Source organism: Aeromonas sp. QDB56 (assembly GCF_027705505.1).
In the GTDB taxonomy this organism is placed as follows: Bacteria; Pseudomonadota; Gammaproteobacteria; order Enterobacterales; family Aeromonadaceae; genus Aeromonas; species Aeromonas caviae.
On sequence record NZ_JAPDBZ010000014.1, the window covers coordinates 19,856 to 36,735 of the forward strand.

The following is a 16,880-nucleotide window of genomic DNA, read 5'->3' on the forward strand; positions in this document are numbered from 1 at the left end:
TCTGTTACCATCCCGCCACGCTGATTGTTTCCGTCCCGGCCACGGGGCGGGATAACCCCATACTGGTGCCCTATGTCCATTGCCTCCTTCGCCGAACTGGCCCTCTCCCCCCGCTTGCAGCAAACCCTGACCGAGCTCGGCTACGCCGCCCCCACCCCGGTGCAGGCCAGCGCCATCCCCCTGATCCTCGCGGGGCGGGATCTGATGGCGGGTGCCCAGACCGGCACCGGCAAGACCGCCGCCTTCGTGCTGCCGCTGCTGGAGCAGTTGCTGCAACACCCGACGAGCGATGGCCCTCGCCCCATTCGCGCCCTGGTGCTGGTGCCGACCCGCGAGCTGGCGGTGCAGGTTGCCGAGAGCGTCACACGCTACGCCAGAGGCACCGACCTCACCAGCACGCTGGTCTACGGCGGGGTGAGCATCGCCGCACAGGTGGAGGCGCTGAACGCCGGGGTGGATATCCTCATCGCCACCCCGGGCCGCCTGCTCGATCACCTGCGCCAGGGGGCGCTCACGCTGGCCGAACTGCGTCATCTGGTGTTTGACGAGGCGGACCGGATGCTCGACATGGGCTTTATGGACGAGATCAAGGCGCTACTGAAGCAAATCCCGGCGGATCGCCAGACCCTGCTGTTTTCGGCCACCTGCGACGACAACCTCTTTGCCCTCTGCAAGGTGCTGCTGCGCGACCCGGCGCTGGTGGAAATGGCACCGCGCAACACCACGGCGGCCGAGGTGGAGCAGCGGGTCTATGCGGTGGACAGCGATCGCAAGGTGGCACTGGTCCAACACATGCTGACCGTGAAGGGCTGGGCACCGGCGCTGATCTTCAGCCGCACTCGCCAGGGGGCCGACAAATTGGCCCAGCAGCTTGGCAAGGGGGGCATCAATGCGCTGGCCTTCCACGGAGATCTGTCACAGAGCGCGCGGGAAAACGTGCTGCTGGCGTTTCGCGCCGGCACCTTGCAGGCGCTGGTGGCCACCGACGTGGCGGCTCGCGGCCTCGATATCAGCGATCTCAACCATGTGATCAATCTGGAGTTCCCCCATCAGCCCGAGGATTACGTCCACCGCATCGGGCGCACCGGCCGCGCCGGCAACAAGGGGCTCGCTATCACCCTGTTCAGCCCGGAAGACGCCCCCCTGCTGGAAAAAGTCGAAGCTGTGCTCGATACCCGCTTGCCCCAGCAGTGGTTCCCGGGCTTTGAACCGGATCTCACCCGCTTCGACCCCGAGCCGCGCCGCGCCAGCAAGGGCGCCCAGAAGCAGAAGGCCAGAAAGCAGGCCCTCGCGGGCAACAAGGGCGGCAAGGGCGGCAAGGGACGAACATCCTGACACGACTGTTTGCTGGGACAGCCATGCGCCTGCCCCAGCATCACCACTCTCCAGACCCTGGCCTGTGGGGTGACGCCAACCGCTTTCCTGCCTCTCCCCCTTGTTTTTCTCAACGCCCTCCTCCTCAGTCCGCTTGCCCTGACCCGGCGACCCTTTGCCACACTCTGCTACAAAAGAGGTAGTCAGGGGGCACACTTTCGCCACAAAGCAGGCGTGCAATGGAGGCATGGACAAGGAGGACATCATGAAACCCGCATCCCTCGTCTGGGCCCTGCCCCTGACCCTCACCCTGCTCTGGCTCGCTGGCCTCACCCAGTGGCCCGCCGGTCTCTGGCCCTGGCGCCACGAACTGCTGATCCTGACCGGTCTGATTGGCCTTGGCGCCATGACCCTCTCTTTGCTGCTCGCCCTGCGCCTGCCCAGGCTCGAAGCCTGGTGCGGCGGGCTGGATCGCATGTTGCACCTGCACCGCAGCAGCGCCCTCTGGGCCACCGGCACCCTGGTGGCCCACTGGCTGCTGGTGGAAGCCCCCAAGTGGGCTGTCGCCGCCGACTGGCTGACCCGGCCGGCGCGCCGCGGTGCTGGTGCTGGTGCTGGTGCTGGTGCTGGTGCTGGTGCTGGTGCTGGTGCTGGTGCTGGTGCTGGTAACGATGCCCTGTGGCACGAACTCGGCAATACCCTGGGGGAATGGAGTTTCTATCTGCTGCTGGCGCTGGTGGTGGTAAGCCTGCTGGCGGTGGTGCGCTACGAGCGCTTCAAGGTGGTTCACCGGCTGGCTCCGGTCATCTATCTGATGGGCTGGCTGCACGGGCTCTGCCTGCTGCCGCGCATCGGCGCCCTGACCCCGGTCGGCCTGACCCTGCTTATCGGCGGCGGGCTGGGGGCTCTGGGGGCGCTCTACTCCCTGTTTGGCCGGGTGGGACGGGACGCACGCCGCCAAGGGGCAGTCAGCGCCCTCACCCCTCTGGACGAGTGCACCCTGGAGATCAGGGTCACCCTGGCCTCTCCCATTACTGGCTACCGCCCGGGGCAGTTCGCCTTCTTCGACTTTGCCGGGCGCGGCGAGCCCCACCCCTACACCCTGGTCGATGTCTCGGCAGACTGCCGCACCCTCACCCTGGCGGTACGCGCCCTCGGGGATCACACCCGCTGGCTGCACCGCCACCTCAAGGTGGGGAATGCGGTGATCGTGACCGGCCCCTATGGCGCCTTCGCCCTGCCGGATCCGGCCCCCGCGCTCTGGGTGGGCGCCGGTATCGGCATCACCCCCTTCGTCGCCTGGCTGGAGGCCCTGGTACGCCGTGGCGAGACTCGCCCGGGCACCACCTTGCTGCAATGCGCCCCCACCGCCGAGGCCGCCCCCTATCACAGTCGGCTGGCCGAGCTGTGCCGCCGGGCCGGGGTCGAGTACCAATTGCACCTGGAATCCGAGCGCGGCCGACTGGATCTCGCCGCCCTGGGCAAACGCCAGCACACCCCGGTGTGGTTCTGCGGCCCCGAACCCATGGCCCAGACCCTGGATGCCCATCTGGCCGCCCCGCTGCACCGGGAGCTGTTCCGCTTCCGTTGACAGATCAGCCCGGCGCGTTCAGTCATTGGCCTGATATTAGGGAAACTGGGAGACAGGCGGGCACGGGCCCCCTTGAGCGGGCCACGCCCCCGCCGCCCGCACGCTGCCGCCCCAGAAGCTCGCCACCAGTATCAAGGCCCCGGCCAACCCGTATTTGATCCAGGATTTCATCGTCTTGCTCCCCTCTCGTTGGCCCTCGCCACCCTGTGGCAAGCCGGGCCCATTTATGGAAGGTGCGAATAAGTCATATGGCACAAGAGCATTTACTGGTAACCCATTGATATTAAATGACTAAAATTTTCATTTTTTGTTCGTGGGATACTTGTTCGCACTTTCCTTAAATAAAACCACCTGCCAAGACAGGTGGTTTTTAATTTTATCTCAGAGCAAGACGAGATTATTTATACCAAACCGCAATCACCCCAACGGCGGCGTCCGCGGCGGCACCTGGCGCTTGCTGCCGGTGGACTCGAAGGCCGAGGCGACGCGCAGCAGGTTGTTGTCGTCATAGGCGCGGCCGGCGAAGGTCAGCCCCACCGGCATGCCGATATCGGCCATGACGCCCATGGGGACGGTGACGGTCGGTACGCCAAGATGGCGAATGGCGAGGTTGCCGTTGGCAACCCAGATGCCGTTGCTCCAGGCGATATCGGCGGAGGCCGGATTCACATCCGCATCAGCCGGGGCGACGTCGGCGACGGTGGGGAACAGCACGGCGTCGAGCTTGAGCCCGTCCATCCAGTCTTCCAGGTCCAGCTTGCGGGTCTGCTCCAGCCCACGCAGGCCGTCTGGCACAGAGGCAATCTCGTCGAAACGCTTGAGACCGCGCTTGGCCATCTTGACGTACTCGTCCATGCCCGCAGCCAGATCGCCCTCGCGGTTCGGCAAGGTACCCGGATCGTGGGGGAAGATCTGGGGGCCATCCACATCGGCGAGCTTATTGAGCTTGGGATCGCCATTGGCGCGCAGGAAGTCGTCGAACGCCCAGCCGGAGAGCTCCCACAGCTCGTCGTTGAGAAACTCCGGGCTCACGATACCGCGATTGAACACGGTCGGCGCGCCGGGTCTGTCCCCTTCGCAGTTGGAGACCAGCGGGAAGTCCACTTCGATGACCTCGGCGCCCGCGGCTTCCAGCGCCTTGCGCGCCTCTTCCCAGAGGGCAATCACGGACGGACGGGTATGGATGCGCTGACCGGTCGGGCCGCCGATGCCGGGATTGTCGCTGGTGCCCGCCAGTTCATCCTTGTTGATAAACATGCGCGGCACGCCGAGGCGCTTGCCCTTGAGGGCATCGGCCTTGGCAGCCAGTTCCAGATAGGAAGCCGGACGCACTTCGGAGGCTTTGGGCAGCTTGACCCAGGGCTGCATACGCCAGAGATCACCACGAGTCTCGGCATCGTCGGCGACCACCACATCCAGCACTTCCAGCAGATCGGCCATGGTGCGGGCATAGGGCACGACGACGTCCATGGTCGGGGTCAGGGGCCAGTTGCCGCGCACCGAAATCACGCCCCGGGACGGGGTATAGGCACACAGGCCGTTGTTGGACGCAGGGCCACGGCCGCTCGACCAGGTCTCTTCGGCAAGGCCGAAGGCGGCGAAGCTCGCGGCGGTGGCAGTACCGGCCCCGTTGGAGGAGCCCGAGGCAAAGGGCGCGGTCAGGTAGTCGGCGTTGTAGGGGCTCTCGGCACGGCCATAGACGCCGCGCTGCATGCCGCCATTGGCCATCGGCGGCATATTGGTCTTGCCAAGGCAGATGGCGCCGGCGGCGCGCAGGCGCTCGACGGTAAAGGCATCGCGCTGGGCCACCAGATCCTTGAAGGCCGGGCTGCCGGAGGCGGCGGTCAGCCCCTTGACCAGATAGCTGTCCTTGGCGGTGTAGGGGATGCCGTCGAGCGGCCCCAGGGTTTCCCCACGGGCGCGGCGCGCATCGGAAGCCTCGGCCTCTTTCAGGGCATCGGGGTTGGGCACCACGACGGCATTGAGGCGGGTTGCTGTCTCGGGGCCGTCATAGGCGGCGATCCGGGCCTGATAGGCCTCGACCAGTTCGACCGCGGTGGTGCGGCCTGATTCGAGCGCATCGCGCAGCTCGGCAATGGAAACCTCGGTCACTTCGATCATGGGGATCTCCTGTAAAAGGGTGACTGTTTGTCATGATGATCGCCGCATCGGCGCCTGCGACCATCACGTCATCAAGGGATAAAACCCCACTGAGTGGGGTTTTGAATACCAACCTCGGCTGGCTTGGAACAGGTTCTTATTTGCCGGAGGGGATCTGCTGAGTAATGCAGTGGATATTGCCACCCCCCAGCAGGATCTCCCGGGCCGGCACGCCGACGACCTTATGCTCCGGGAAGATCTCTTCCAGAATGCGCTGGGCTTCGCCGTCGGTGGCGGCATCCAGCAGCGGGTAGACGATGCGATCGTTGGTGATGAGGAAGTTCACGTAGGAACCGGCCAGACGGCCTTCTGCCTCGCGCGGCACACCGCTGCCGCTCTCGACGCCGGCGGACTCCTCCTCTGTGCAGTAGAGCGGGCCCGGCTGGGGCAGCTTCCACACTTTCAGCTTGCGACCCTTGGCATCCACCGCCGCTTCCAGCACCTTGAGGGCAGCCAGGGAGCGGGCGTACTGGGGATCGTTCTCGTCGTCGGTCCAGTGCAGGGCCACTTCACCCGGGCGCACGAAGCAGCACATGTTGTCGATGTGGCCGTCGGTTTCATCCATGTAGACGCCTTCGTCCAGCCAGATAAAGCTGGTGACGCCCAGATAGTCGCGCAGGTAAGCTTCGATCTGCTCTTTGGTCAGGTGCGGGTTGCGGTTTTCGTTGAGCAGGCACTCGGCGGTGGTCAGGCAGGTGCCTTCGCCATCCACATGGATGGAGCCCCCTTCCAGAATGAGCGGTGCGTCGTAACGATCCATGCCGTGCTGTTCCAGCATCCGGGCAGCGACCTCTTCATCCTGGTTCCACGGGTAGTAGAGACCACCCTTGTGGCCGCCCCAGGCGTTGAAGCCCCAGTCCACCCCGCGGCACTCGCCTGCGGCGTTGGTGACCACGGTGGGGCCTGTGTCGCGGGCCCAGCAGTCATCGCTGGCCATCTCCACCAGGGTAACGTGGGCGGGCATGATGCCACGGGCCTGCTCCATAAACTGGGCCGGCACCCCCATAAAGACCGGCGTCGCGCCACCGATGGCATCCGCCACCTTGGCGAAGGTGGCCTGGGCGAAGCGACCGGCTTCCCGCCAGTTGTCCGGGCGGAACGGCCAGATCATCCAGACGGCCTGCTGGTGAGCCCACTCGGCGGGCATGGTGAAGCCGTCGGCGGCCGGCGTGGAATTCATGGTCTTGATGCTCATCGCAAGGCTCCTTGCATGGATTGAGGCCCCCGATTTGCCTGGGAACCCTGAAAAAATAAGAGTGGGTCGCAGTGTAAGAAGTTGCGCGCCCATCCATCAAATGAATAGGATTAATTGTCCCATAAACACGGCGAATAATCCCCCCATGAAACTGCACCAGCTCGACCTCAATCTGCTGCTCGCCTTTGACGCTCTGATGACGCAAGGGAGCGTGACCCGCGCCGCCGAGTCACTCTTTATCAGCCAGCCCGCCATGAGCCACTCCCTCGGCCGGTTGCGGGCCTTTCTCGGCGACCCGCTGCTGGTGCGCACGCCCCAGGGGATGTTGCCGACTCCCCGGGCCCAGCGCCTGCATCTGGGGGTGCAGCAGGCGCTGCGGCTGCTGGAGCAGCAGCTCTGGGAGGAGGACGAGTTCGCGCCGCGCCAGTCGAAGCGCCGCTTCGTGCTCTGCACCACGGATTACGTGGAGTGCGTGCTGATCCCGCCCCTTATCCAGCGCCTCAGGAAGCTGGCGCCGGGCGTCACCATCGAGATCCGCATCCTGCGCGATACCCTGCCCGAAGCCGAGCTGGCGAGCGGCGAAATCGACCTGGTGCTGGGGTTTGACGAGTACATGCAGGTGCCGGGGTATCTGGGCAAGGAGACCTGGCTCACCGAACCCCTGGCCGGGCTGGTGCGCGCCACCCTGGAGCTGGAGGAGGAGCGCATCACCCTCGACCAGCTAATCGAGATGCCCCATGTGTTCCACTCACCGCTCGGCACCTCGGAAGCGAGCCTCGACCGCTATTTGCAGAGCCTGGGCCATAGCCGCACCATCTCGGTCAACAGCCAGAGCTATATGTCCGCCGCCGCCATCGTGAGCCAGAGCGATCACCTGCTGGTGCTGCCCAGCATGGTGGCGGAGCTGCTCGCCAGCCACTGGCCGCTGAAAAGCCTGCCCCTGCCGGACGACGTGCCGGACTATCACCTCAACTGCGTCTGGCACCCGGTCCACGCCCAGCAACCGGCGTTGATCTGGTTGAAGGCCTTGATGAAGGATCTGGTCAGCCCCGCGTAAACCCGCAGCATCTGGCATACCAAAGCAGCATGCGCAGCAGCCGGCCCAGGTGTGGCTCAAGCATCTGATGAAAGAGCTGGTGACTCCTGAATAACCCGACGGCGTGTGACTCCCCCCCTCATCCCCAACCCTTCTCCCGCAAGGGGAGAAGGGAGCGGATCTGCGCCACTGGCAGCATCGCAAACAACCTATCTGCTAGGGCGAAATACATCCCACCAGCACATCGACCTATCGATTCATCAGTTCATCAGTTCATCAGTTCATCAGTTCATCAGTTCATCAGTTCATCAGTTCAATGTCACACCACGATGGCCCCGAGATGACCAACAAAATGACAACTGTCACTCGATCTGTCCCCTCTCCCTCTGGGAGAGGGCCAGGGTGAGGGGACGCCACCCACTCAGTCACCAGACCGGGGAATGGCTATATCTAATAGGGTCAAACAGCTCTGGATAGGCACCATGAGAACCCACCCATTTGCCAGGCGCATGAGGCGAGAAGCCACCCTTGCCGAACAGAAACTGTGGCTGCAATTGCGCGACTGCCGTCTGGCCGGGGTGAAATTCCGTCGCCAGATGCCCATCGGGCCCTACATTGTCGATTTCATCTCGCTTGAGCAGAAGTTGATCATCGAGGTAGACGGGTCACAGCACAACGAACCGGCCGGACGGCAACATGATGGCGCAAGAACGGCCTACCTCAATCAGCAGGGCTTTCGGGTGATCCGGGTGTGGAATAACGATGTATTGAGTCGGATGGAGGCCGTACTGGAACTTCTTTTGCTCTCTTTGCGCTGAGCACGAGCCCTCCCCCTCATCCCCAACCCTTCTCCCGCAAGGGGAGAAGGGAGCAAACAACCCAGCGGCGTGTGGCATCCCCAGCAACAACCATGGCTCCCGCAAGGGGAGAAGGGAACAAACAACCCAGCGGCGTGTGGCCTCACCCAGAAACAGCCATGGCTCCCGCAAGGGGAGAAGGGAACAAACAACCAAGCGGCGTGCGACCTCCCCCAGAAACAACCATGGCTCCCGCAAGGGGAGAAGGGGGCAAAACCCCTGCTGCGAGGGGCATTCCCAGCAACAACAAAGGCTCCCGCGGGAGCCTTTGTTGTTTCCATCCTCGCCATCACGCCCGCAGGGCGCTCATCATCCGGGCGACGACACCGGCCAGCAGAGGGCGGTCGGGGTGGCACTGGGCGAAGGTGACCAGTCCCTGGATATGGACCTGCAAGAAGGCGGTCAGGGTGGGGATGTCCCCCTCTTTTGCCAGCTCTCCCTGCGCCTTTGCCAGGGCCAGCTGCCCGGCCAGATCCTGTTCCAGCTCGCCATAGATGGCCTTGAAGCGAAGGTGCAGCTCCTCGTCCTGCTCTGCCAGCTCCATCAGGGTGCGGACCAGCAGGCAGGAGCCCTGCAGGGCATCGTCCACCACCTGCTCGAGGTAGGCGTGCAGCCCCGCCAGCGGGCTGGGCTGTGCCAGGCAGCGGCGGCGCAGGGCCCCCTTCTCTGCCACATAGTGATCGACCGCCGCCAGCAGCAGGCCACGCTTGTTGCCAAAGGCGGCATAGAGGCTGCCCGGGTGCAGGCCGGTTGCGGCCACCAGCTCCTGCATGGTGGTCTTGGCATAGCCTTTGGCGCGAAAGGCTTCCATGGCGTTTCGCAAGACGGCATCCCGATCGTATTCGGCGCTGCGCATGGGGTCTCCGGTGGCAAGGTCCCGCGGGACGGAAAAAACAGGGCGGCAAGTTTACCCCAGCCTCCCCCGTCAATCCATGTTGAATGCTTGCTCAAAAAATACTTGCACACAAACCAAAAAACGTCTTGAATGCCCGTTCAAGAACCACTCCCTCAGGACAGACGATCATGAATACCCTGTTTCAGCCCTATCGCCTCAACGACACCCTCACCCTCGCGAACCGTTTCATGATGGCCCCCCTCACCCGCTGCATGGCGGGCCCGGGTCTGGTGCCCACCGAACAGATGGCCGCCTACTACGGCCGCCGCGCCGACATCGGCCTCATCATCTCCGAAGCCACCATCATCCGTCCGGACGGGCAGGGCTACCCCAATACCCCTGGGCTCTACAGCGCCGAACAGATCGCCGGCTGGAAGAAAGTGACCAGCGCCGTGCATGCCAACGGCGGCAAGATCTTCGCCCAGCTGTGGCACGTGGGCCGTCTCTCCCACCCCTTCTTCCACCACGCCGAAGTGCTGGCCCCCTCCGCCGTCGCCCATGAGGGCACGGTGCCGCGCATGCGCGAGCTGGTCTATCAGGTGCCCCGCGCCCTGACCGGGAGCGAAATCGCCCAGCTGGTCGAGGATTACGCCCAGGCCGCCGCCAACGCCATCGAGGCGGGCTTTGACGGGGTGGAGATCCACGGTGCCAACGGCTACCTCATCGATCAGTTCCTGCACCACGCCAGCAACCTGCGCACCGACAACTACGGCGGCAGCCCCGAGAACATGAGCCGCTTCGCCCTCGAGGTGGTGGATGCCATCGCCGCCCGCATCGGCGGGGATCGCACCGGCCTTCGTCTCTCCCCCGGCGCCTATGTGCACCTGGAAGGGGATGCCCGGGATCGCGCCGTGTTCGACCACCTGCTGGCCGAGCTGAACCAGCGTACTCTGGCCTATCTGCACCTGGGTATCTTCGATGACAGCCTCACCTTCGACTACCTGGACGGCCGCGCCTCCGACTACCTGCGTGCCCGCTACGACGGCCACCTGGTGGGAGTGGGCAACTACAGCGCAGAGACCGCGCTCGAGGCCATTGAGGCGGACCGCTTCGACCTCGTCGCCATCGGTCGCCCCCTCATCGCCAACCCGGACTACCTCGCCAAGGTGAAGCAGGGAGAGGCGCTGACCCCCTATGCCGACACCATGCTGGCCGAGCTGGTCTAACCCTCGCCGGCGCCTTGCCTGACCAAGGATGGGATCCGCGCCCCCGCGCGGGTTTCCAATGTTTGGGCCCCCTCCCGGGCCCTTTTTTCTGCCTGCCTTTCACCCTTTTTCACGCAAATGGTTGTCACCAACAACCAAATGATGCTATTGGTTGCGTACAACAACCAAACACCATCACTAGGAGACAACCCCATGGATCCCCGCCCCCTGCGTGCCCTGTCGAGGGAACTGGTACGCGAACTCGGTATGCTCTCCCAGCAGTGCGGCTCGCTGGCCCTGAGCCCCCTGGAGGCCCACCTGCTCATCGAGCTGGAGAACGGTCCCGCCACCAACCAGCAGCTTGCCGAGCGCCTTCGCATCGACAAATCCAACGCCAGCCGCCCCCTGGCCCGCCTCGCCGAGCGGGAGCTGATCGCCTGGCAACCCCACCCCTCGGACGGGCGCAGCAAGGAGGCGAGCCTCACCGAGCCGGGCAAGGCACAGCTTGAGGAGCTGCACCGGCAGATGGACGAGACCATGGCGGGGGCCCTGGCCCAGCTCTCCCCCGCCGAGTGCGAGCAGATCTGGGAGGGCATGCGGCTCTATCGCAGCGCCCTCTCCCGCGCCCGCCGCCAGCAGGGATTCGTCATCCGCCCCATCACCCCGGCCGACAATCCCCGGATCGCCGCCGTGGTGCGCGCCGTCTCCGCCGAATACGGCCTCACCGCCGACAAGGGGTACGGGGTGGCGGATCCCAACCTCGATTTTCTCCACGAGACCTATCAGGGGGAGCACAGCCGCTACTGGGTGATTGAGGGACCGGACGGCGCCATTCTCGGCGGGGGTGGCATAGCGCCGCTGGCGGGGGCAGCGGATGTGTGCGAGCTGCAGAAGATGTACTTCCTGCCCGCCCTGCGAGGGCTGGGGCTGGGACGGCGGCTGGTGTTGCAGGCGCTGGCCGAGGCTCGCGCCCTGGGTTACCAGCGCTGCTATCTGGAGACCACCGCCGTGCTGCGGGAAGCCACCGCCCTCTATGAATCCCTGGGCTTCGAACACCTGCCGGGGCCCCTTGGCTGCACGGGCCACGATGCCTGCGAGATCTGCATGGTGCTGGCGCTCGACTAGCTCAAACAACAACAAGGGGCCCATGGCCCCTTGTTGTTTCATCTTTCGCCCCCTGATCAGCCAGCGCGCTGCTCCAGGGTCCCAGCAGGCCGGGAAAGCGGCCGCTTGGCCCAGACCCCGGCCAGCAGAGAGCCGGACAGGTTGTGCCAGACCGAGAAGAGGGTGCCAGCCATGGCCGAGGCGGGAGTGAAGAATTTCATGGCCAGCGCCGTGGCGAGGCCAGAATTCTGCAACCCCACTTCGAAGGCCACGGTGCGGCAGATCCGCTCCTCAAAGCCCAGCCAGCGACTGACCCAGTAGCCCGCCGCAATGCCGATGCCGTTGTGCAGAATCACCGCCAGCGCCACGATGGGGCCGATGCTGGCGAACTGCCCTGCGTTGAGGGCGACCACGATGGCGATGATCATGACGATGGCAGCCATGGAGACGAGCGGCAGCACGGGCTCGATACGTGCCGTCAGGGAGTGGAGGAAGACATTGGCAACCACCCCGAACACCACGGGGATCAGCACTATCTTCACCAGGCTCAGCAGCATGTCCAGCACCGGCACGTCGACGCTCTTGCCAGCCAGCAACTGCACCAGCAGGGGGGTGACGAGCACCCCGAGCAGGGTGGAGAGAGCTGTCATGGTGATGGAGAGAGCGACATCGCCCTTGGCCAGATAGCACATCACGTTGGAAGAGGTGCCACCGGCGACGCTGCCCACCAGCACCATGCCCACGGTCAGCTCGGCATCAAAGCCCAGCAACAGGCTGACCAGCAGGGCGGCCAGCGGCATCACGCTGAACTGCAATACCAGCCCGAGGCCGATGGCCTTCTTGTTGCGCACCACGTCGAGGAAGTTCTGGGGTTTGAGGGTCAGCCCCATGGCCAGCATGATGATGGTCAGCAGCGGCACTATCTGGCCCTTGAGGCCGACGAAGGGCTCGGGCTGCCAGTAGGCCAGCAGGGAAAACAGCAGGGCCCAAAGCGGGAAGAGGTGGGTGATGCGTCCAAGCATGATGTACTCCTTGTTATTGTCCAGACGCGGGCTGACCGGAGGATGCCCGCAGGGAACTTTCTCTTATACCAGCTTTGTCGCCGGCAGGCCCGTGTAGCGGCGCTCAGGAAGGGAAATAGAACCAGGCGGTCTGGATAAGACCCTCCTTCACCTCGAACACCGCCACGCTCTCGATGGGCTCGGGGGAGAGGCCGTGGATCTTCTCGTGATCGAACACCTTGTTGCCCAAGACGGTGCGTGACAGCAGCTCGGCCTTGAGCAGCGGGTTGTTGAATCTGTGCTGTGCATAGAAGGCCCGCAGCGCCCCTTGCCGACTGTGCTCGGCGTCTCGGTCGGCATGCGATAGCCTTTGAAATCCGGGGCAAAGCAGGCCACGAAGGCATCGAGATCGTGGGCATTGTAGGCGGCAAACTGCGCCTCTACGGGTTGGGTGACGGACATGCCTCTCTCCATGAATGAAATTTAAATCACTTATCATTTATTTTTATTCACTCATCAAGCCCCGGATGGGGATCGCCGCCCCTTCCAATGAAACGCCCCATAACAAAAAACCCCGCCGAAGCGGCAATGCTGTTCACTTAAGAGAATTTGAGTTCCAGTCCACGTAGTATCAGGGCTAAAAAATGAGGGAGGCATGATGCCTCCCTCTTTCTATTGCAAGCCACGCTGGATAAAGGCTGAAGGAACATCGACTGGAAACAGCCTTGCTCCCCCAACTCAAGTCGCATTTATGAATAATTAGTCAAAAATGTGCTTATCTGAACAGCATTGCGCCGAAGCGGGGTCTCTCTGGTCATCAGCCACCCGCTGGGTGCGGGCGGGGTGATCAGTGTTCGCGGGTCTGGCGGAAGTGAACGTCCGGGTGACGCTCCTGGGCCAGGCGCAGGTTGACCATGGTCGGCGCGATGTAGGTGAGGTTGTCACCGCCATCGAGGGCCAGGTTGACCTCGTTCTTGCGCTTGAACTCTTCGAACTTCTTGACGTCGGTCCCTTCCACCCAGCGGGCGGTGGCGACGTTGACCGCCTCGTAGATGGCCTCGACGTTGTACTCGCTCTTGAGGCGCGAGACCACCACGTCGAACTGCAGCACACCGACCGCACCGACGATGAGATCGTTGCTGATGAGCGGACGGAACACCTGCACCGCCCCCTCTTCGGAGAGCTGCACCAGCCCCTTGAGCAGTTGCTTCTGCTTGAGGGGGTCACGCAGGCGGATGCGGCGGAACAGTTCCGGTGCGAAGTTCGGGATGCCGGTGAACTTGAGATCTTCACCCTGGGTGAAGGTGTCGCCGATCTGGATGGTGCCGTGGTTGTGCAGACCGATGATGTCGCCGGCACAGGCCTCGACCGCCTGTTCACGGTCACCGGCCATGAAGGTGACGGCGTCGGAGATGTTCACGTCCTTGCCGATGCGCACGTGGCGCATCTTCATGCCCTTGCTGTAAGTACCTGACACGATACGCATAAAGGCGATACGGTCGCGGTGTTTCGGGTCCATGTTCGCCTGGATCTTGAACACGAAACCGGAGAACTTCTCCTCGGTGGCTACCACTTCGCGGCTCTCGGCCTTGCGCGGCATGGGGGCTGGCGCCCAGTCGGTCAGGCCGTCCAGCATGTGGTCGACACCGAAGTTGCCAAGGGCGGTCCCGAAGAAGACCGGGGTCATCTCGCCGGCGATGAAGGCATCGTGATCGAACTCGGGAGAGGCGCCCTGCACCAGCTCCAGCTCGCCACGCAGCTGGGCCGCCAGATCGTCGCCGATGGCGGCATCCAGCTCGGGGTTGTTCAACCCCTTGACCACCCGCTTCTCCTGGATGGTGTGGCCCTGACCGCTCTGATACAGGTAGGTCTCGTCCTTGTAGAGGTGATAGACACCCTTGAAAGATTTGCCACAGCCGATGGGCCAGGTGATGGGGGCGCACATGATGTTGAGCTCGCGCTCCACCTCGTCCATGACCTCCATCGGATCGCGCACTTCGCGGTCCAGCTTGTTCATGAAGGTGAGGATGGGGGTGTCGCGCAGCCGGGTCACTTCCATCAGCTTGCGGGTCCGGTCTTCAACACCCTTGGCGGCGTCGATGACCATCAGGCAGCAGTCGACCGCCGTGAGGGTACGGTAGGTATCTTCGGAGAAGTCCTCGTGACCCGGGGTATCGAGCAGGTTGACCAGGCAGTCGGCGTAGGGGAACTGCATCACGGAAGTGGTGATGGAGATACCGCGCTGCTTCTCCATCTCCATCCAGTCGGATTTGGCGTGCTGGCCCGAGCCACGGCCCTTGACGGTACCGGCGCGCTGAATGGCCTGTCCGAACAGCAGGACCTTTTCGGTGATGGTGGTTTTACCCGCATCCGGGTGCGAGATGATCGCAAAAGTGCGTCTCTTGGAGACTTCACTCAGAAATTCAGCTGACATAATTCGACGTTCTTCTATTGAGCGGCGGCATGGGCCACCGTGGGAATAAATGCGGGACAGCACCTCGGGATCAGGGCGCCCATGCAGGCAACAGCGCCACGCGGGCGGGTCAGGGACCGGCCGGTGGAAACAAGGAAGAGGGTTGCGTTACATGGGTCTTCTCGCCTGAGCCAAAGCAAAATTGCGCGGCATTATACCCGCGCGAGTGAAAAATACCCAGCCCGGCATCGACGGCGCCGGTCCGGGCGGGATCACGACGCCCTCATCACCCGGTTGCGCCCCGCCAGCTTGGCCTCGTACATGGCCTCGTCGGCGCGGCGGATCAGTTCGCCCAGGTTGTCATCCTCGCGCTTGTATTCAGCGCAGCCGATGCTGATGCGGATGGGGTGATCCGCCGGCACCTCCTCGATGGCGAGACGGGCGACCTCCTGGCGGATCCGTTCCGCCACCTCGGCGGCCTCGTCGAGACGGGTGTCCGGCAGCAGCACCAGAAACTCCTCGCCGCCGTTGCGCCCCACCCGGTCCAGGCTGCGCAGCTGAGACTCGATGCACTGGGCCACGACGGTCAACACCCTGTCCCCGACGTGGTGGCCAAGAGTGTCATTGACCCGCTTGAAGTGATCTATGTCCAGCAGCAGCACGCACAGGGGCTTGCCCTCCTCCCGCGCCTGGATGAACCACTTGCGCCCCTTGGCCTGGATCTGGCGCCGGTTGTGGATGCCCGTCAACTCGTCCGTCATAGCGAGGCGCTGCATCTTGCGGGTGCGTCCACGCTGGTGCACCACCAGAATGCCCATCACCAGCAGCAGCAGGAACAACACCAGGTATTGCCAGTAGCGCCGCTCCTGCAACTGCTTGAGCTTCTCGGCCTGCAACTGCTGGCTCGCTCTCAGGGTCTGGTTCTCCAGCTCCTTGCGGGAGAGATCGAACTCGAAGCGCATCTGCAGGGTGCGTTGCTCCCGCAGCCGCTGCTCGAGGGCATGACGGGTCTGGACGAAGCTCTTGAGGCTGGCCAGCGCCGCCTGGATGTGCCCCTGGCGCTCCAGCACCCGGGCCCGTGTCTCATGCACCCGGGCGAGGAAGCGCAGGTTATGCTCCCGGGTAAAGATAGGCTCGGCCTCGTCCAGGTGCCGCAGCGCCTCGCCGGGTCGGTTCAGGGCCTCGAGGACCTCGGCCATGACGAGGTGCCAGTGGCCCAGGGTGACGCTGTCCGCCCCCTCCCCTTGATGAAGGGAGGCTGCCGCCTGATCGAGCTTGATCATGGCCTGGTCCGGCTTGCCCTGTTTCTGCAGGATGGTGGCCAGCTCGATCCGGCTCCAGGCCAGTACTCCTTCCTGCTTTGACCCCAGATAGTAACGCTCCGCTTCGGCCATCAGGGGCAGCGCCTTGTCGTACTCTTCGGTGTCGATGTAGAGGAGCCCCTGCTGGCTGTGAATGTCCACCAGGTGCTCCTCGTCCCCGAGCTGCCGGTAGTCGTGTTCCAGCTCGTTGAAGTAGCTCTCGGCCCGCTCATAGAGCCCCATCCTGCGATAGGCATTGGCAATATTGGCGAGCCCCTCGCGCCCCTTGGCCTCCAGCCCGAGCGCCTCGTAGCGCAGGTGGGCATCGATGAGATCCATCAGCCCCTCCGCCAGCTCCCCCTGGTAGGAGTACATCTCCCCCCGCAGACTCAGGATGTCGGCACGCTGGCGCTCATCCCCGAGCCGGCGAGCCAGGGTCAGGGCGGCGTCGTAATCCTCCCCGGCCCCGGCCATGTTGCCGAGCAGTTGCCGGTGATACCCGCGGCAGGCGAGCAACCCTACCTCGGTGACCCTGTCCTTGCGGGCACGGGCCTGCGCCAGCTCCTGCTCCTGCTCGGCAAACGCCACCGCGCGGCGAAACTCCTCGTCCCGTTCACTCGGCTGGGCCCAGCACTGCAGCCGGGCAAGGCGGCCCTGCACCTCGGGCGGATAGTGTGCCTATCCGGCAGTCAGGGCGGCGACACGCTCGCGAAACACCTGCACCGGCATCGTCGACTCTTCCAGTCGCTGCAACGCCAGTTGCAACTCGTACCCAGCCAGTGGCGTCGCCTGGGCCAGGGCAACCCCCAGCAACAGACCACCTCCCATCAGGATCTTCATGCGGACATTTTCTCCTCTTCACTGGCCG

Annotated in this window: 11 protein-coding genes and 3 pseudogenes; 6 read left to right on the forward strand and 8 right to left on the reverse strand. The window is 64.1% G+C overall.

Annotated features, from left to right (window positions below; genetic code table 11):
* The first annotated feature begins 72 nt into the window (after window positions 1-72).
* Window positions 73-1,335 carry a DEAD/DEAH box helicase gene (locus OKB81_RS03955; RefSeq protein WP_160838974.1) on the forward strand — a complete coding sequence of 421 codons (1,263 nt, stop codon included), beginning with the start codon at window positions 73-75 and terminating at the stop codon, window positions 1,333-1,335.
* A 226-nt stretch (window positions 1,336-1,561) separates the two neighbouring features.
* Window positions 1,562-2,905 carry a ferric reductase-like transmembrane domain-containing protein gene (locus OKB81_RS03960; protein ID WP_270805129.1) on the forward strand — a complete coding sequence of 448 codons (1,344 nt, stop codon included), beginning with the start codon at window positions 1,562-1,564 and terminating at the stop codon, window positions 2,903-2,905.
* Window positions 2,906-2,995: 90 nt separating this feature from the next.
* Here the strand turns inward: OKB81_RS03960 and OKB81_RS20850 are convergent.
* The 3 genes and pseudogenes from OKB81_RS20850 to aguA all read right to left on the reverse strand — a co-directional run.
* Window positions 2,996-3,076: pseudogene (locus OKB81_RS20850) on the reverse strand (subclass B2 metallo-beta-lactamase); the annotation flags it as partial.
* Window positions 3,077-3,322: 246 nt separating this feature from the next.
* Complete coding sequence (locus OKB81_RS03965) at window positions 3,323-5,026, reverse strand: amidase (protein WP_160838852.1); 1,704 nt, start codon at window positions 5,024-5,026, stop codon at window positions 3,323-3,325.
* A 136-nt stretch (window positions 5,027-5,162) separates the two neighbouring features.
* Window positions 5,163-6,260 (reverse strand): agmatine deiminase, encoded by a 1,098-nt coding sequence (gene aguA / locus OKB81_RS03970; protein WP_160838850.1) that lies wholly within the window; start codon window positions 6,258-6,260, stop codon window positions 5,163-5,165.
* A gap of 145 nt (window positions 6,261-6,405) precedes the next feature.
* On the opposite strand from aguA, the gene OKB81_RS03975 reads away from it, so the two are divergent.
* Entirely contained in the window at window positions 6,406-7,317 is a 912-nt protein-coding gene (locus OKB81_RS03975; RefSeq protein WP_128345618.1) for a LysR family transcriptional regulator, read from the forward strand.
* 461 nt (window positions 7,318-7,778) lie between these two features.
* Window positions 7,779-8,114, forward strand: a complete 336-nt coding sequence (locus OKB81_RS03980; protein WP_160838848.1) for an endonuclease domain-containing protein — start codon at window positions 7,779-7,781, stop codon at window positions 8,112-8,114.
* Window positions 8,115-8,442: 328 nt separating this feature from the next.
* Here the strand turns inward: OKB81_RS03980 and OKB81_RS03985 are convergent, their stop codons facing one another.
* A complete protein-coding gene (locus OKB81_RS03985; RefSeq protein WP_160838846.1) occupies window positions 8,443-9,009 on the reverse strand; it encodes a TetR/AcrR family transcriptional regulator in 567 nt (188 codons plus the stop codon).
* A 167-nt stretch (window positions 9,010-9,176) separates the two neighbouring features.
* On the opposite strand from OKB81_RS03985, the gene OKB81_RS03990 reads away from it, so the two are divergent.
* Window positions 9,177-10,214 (forward strand): alkene reductase, encoded by a 1,038-nt coding sequence (locus OKB81_RS03990; protein ID WP_039039415.1) that lies wholly within the window; start codon window positions 9,177-9,179, stop codon window positions 10,212-10,214.
* Window positions 10,215-10,406: 192 nt separating this feature from the next.
* Complete coding sequence (locus OKB81_RS03995) at window positions 10,407-11,318, forward strand: MarR family transcriptional regulator (protein ID WP_160838844.1); 912 nt, start codon at window positions 10,407-10,409, stop codon at window positions 11,316-11,318.
* Between the two features lie 56 nt (window positions 11,319-11,374).
* Here OKB81_RS03995 and OKB81_RS04000 read toward each other — a convergent pair whose 3' ends face one another.
* The 4 genes and pseudogenes from OKB81_RS04000 to OKB81_RS04015 form a co-directional block, all read right to left on the reverse strand.
* A complete protein-coding gene (locus OKB81_RS04000; protein ID WP_041211045.1) occupies window positions 11,375-12,319 on the reverse strand; it encodes a bile acid:sodium symporter family protein in 945 nt (314 codons plus the stop codon).
* A 103-nt stretch (window positions 12,320-12,422) separates the two neighbouring features.
* Window positions 12,423-12,760, reverse strand: a pseudogene (locus OKB81_RS20780) (nuclear transport factor 2 family protein).
* A 385-nt stretch (window positions 12,761-13,145) separates the two neighbouring features.
* On the reverse strand, window positions 13,146-14,735 hold the full coding sequence (gene prfC / locus OKB81_RS04010) for a peptide chain release factor 3 (protein WP_089503670.1): 1,590 nt from the start codon (window positions 14,733-14,735) through the stop codon (window positions 13,146-13,148).
* 248 nt (window positions 14,736-14,983) lie between these two features.
* Window positions 14,984-16,852, reverse strand: a pseudogene (locus tag OKB81_RS04015) (diguanylate cyclase).
* Between the last annotated feature and the right edge of the window lie 28 nt (window positions 16,853-16,880).

What these genes read in the sequence shown, in the direction of transcription:
- OKB81_RS03955 (WP_160838974.1), top strand. Translation starts at nt 73, where the DNA reads ATGTCCATTGCCTCCTTCGCCGAACTGGCCCTCTCCCCCCGCTTGCAG.
- OKB81_RS03960 (WP_270805129.1), top strand. Translation starts at nt 1,562, where the DNA reads ATGGACAAGGAGGACATCATGAAACCCGCATCCCTCGTCTGGGCCCTG.
- OKB81_RS03965 (WP_160838852.1), bottom strand. Translation starts at nt 5,026, where the DNA reads ATGATCGAAGTGACCGAGGTTTCCATTGCCGAGCTGCGCGATGCGCTC.
- aguA (WP_160838850.1), bottom strand. Translation starts at nt 6,260, where the DNA reads ATGAGCATCAAGACCATGAATTCCACGCCGGCCGCCGACGGCTTCACC.
- OKB81_RS03975 (WP_128345618.1), top strand. Translation starts at nt 6,406, where the DNA reads ATGAAACTGCACCAGCTCGACCTCAATCTGCTGCTCGCCTTTGACGCT.
- OKB81_RS03980 (WP_160838848.1), top strand. Translation starts at nt 7,779, where the DNA reads ATGAGAACCCACCCATTTGCCAGGCGCATGAGGCGAGAAGCCACCCTT.
- OKB81_RS03985 (WP_160838846.1), bottom strand. Translation starts at nt 9,009, where the DNA reads ATGCGCAGCGCCGAATACGATCGGGATGCCGTCTTGCGAAACGCCATG.
- OKB81_RS03990 (WP_039039415.1), top strand. Translation starts at nt 9,177, where the DNA reads ATGAATACCCTGTTTCAGCCCTATCGCCTCAACGACACCCTCACCCTC.
- OKB81_RS03995 (WP_160838844.1), top strand. Translation starts at nt 10,407, where the DNA reads ATGGATCCCCGCCCCCTGCGTGCCCTGTCGAGGGAACTGGTACGCGAA.
- OKB81_RS04000 (WP_041211045.1), bottom strand. Translation starts at nt 12,319, where the DNA reads ATGCTTGGACGCATCACCCACCTCTTCCCGCTTTGGGCCCTGCTGTTT.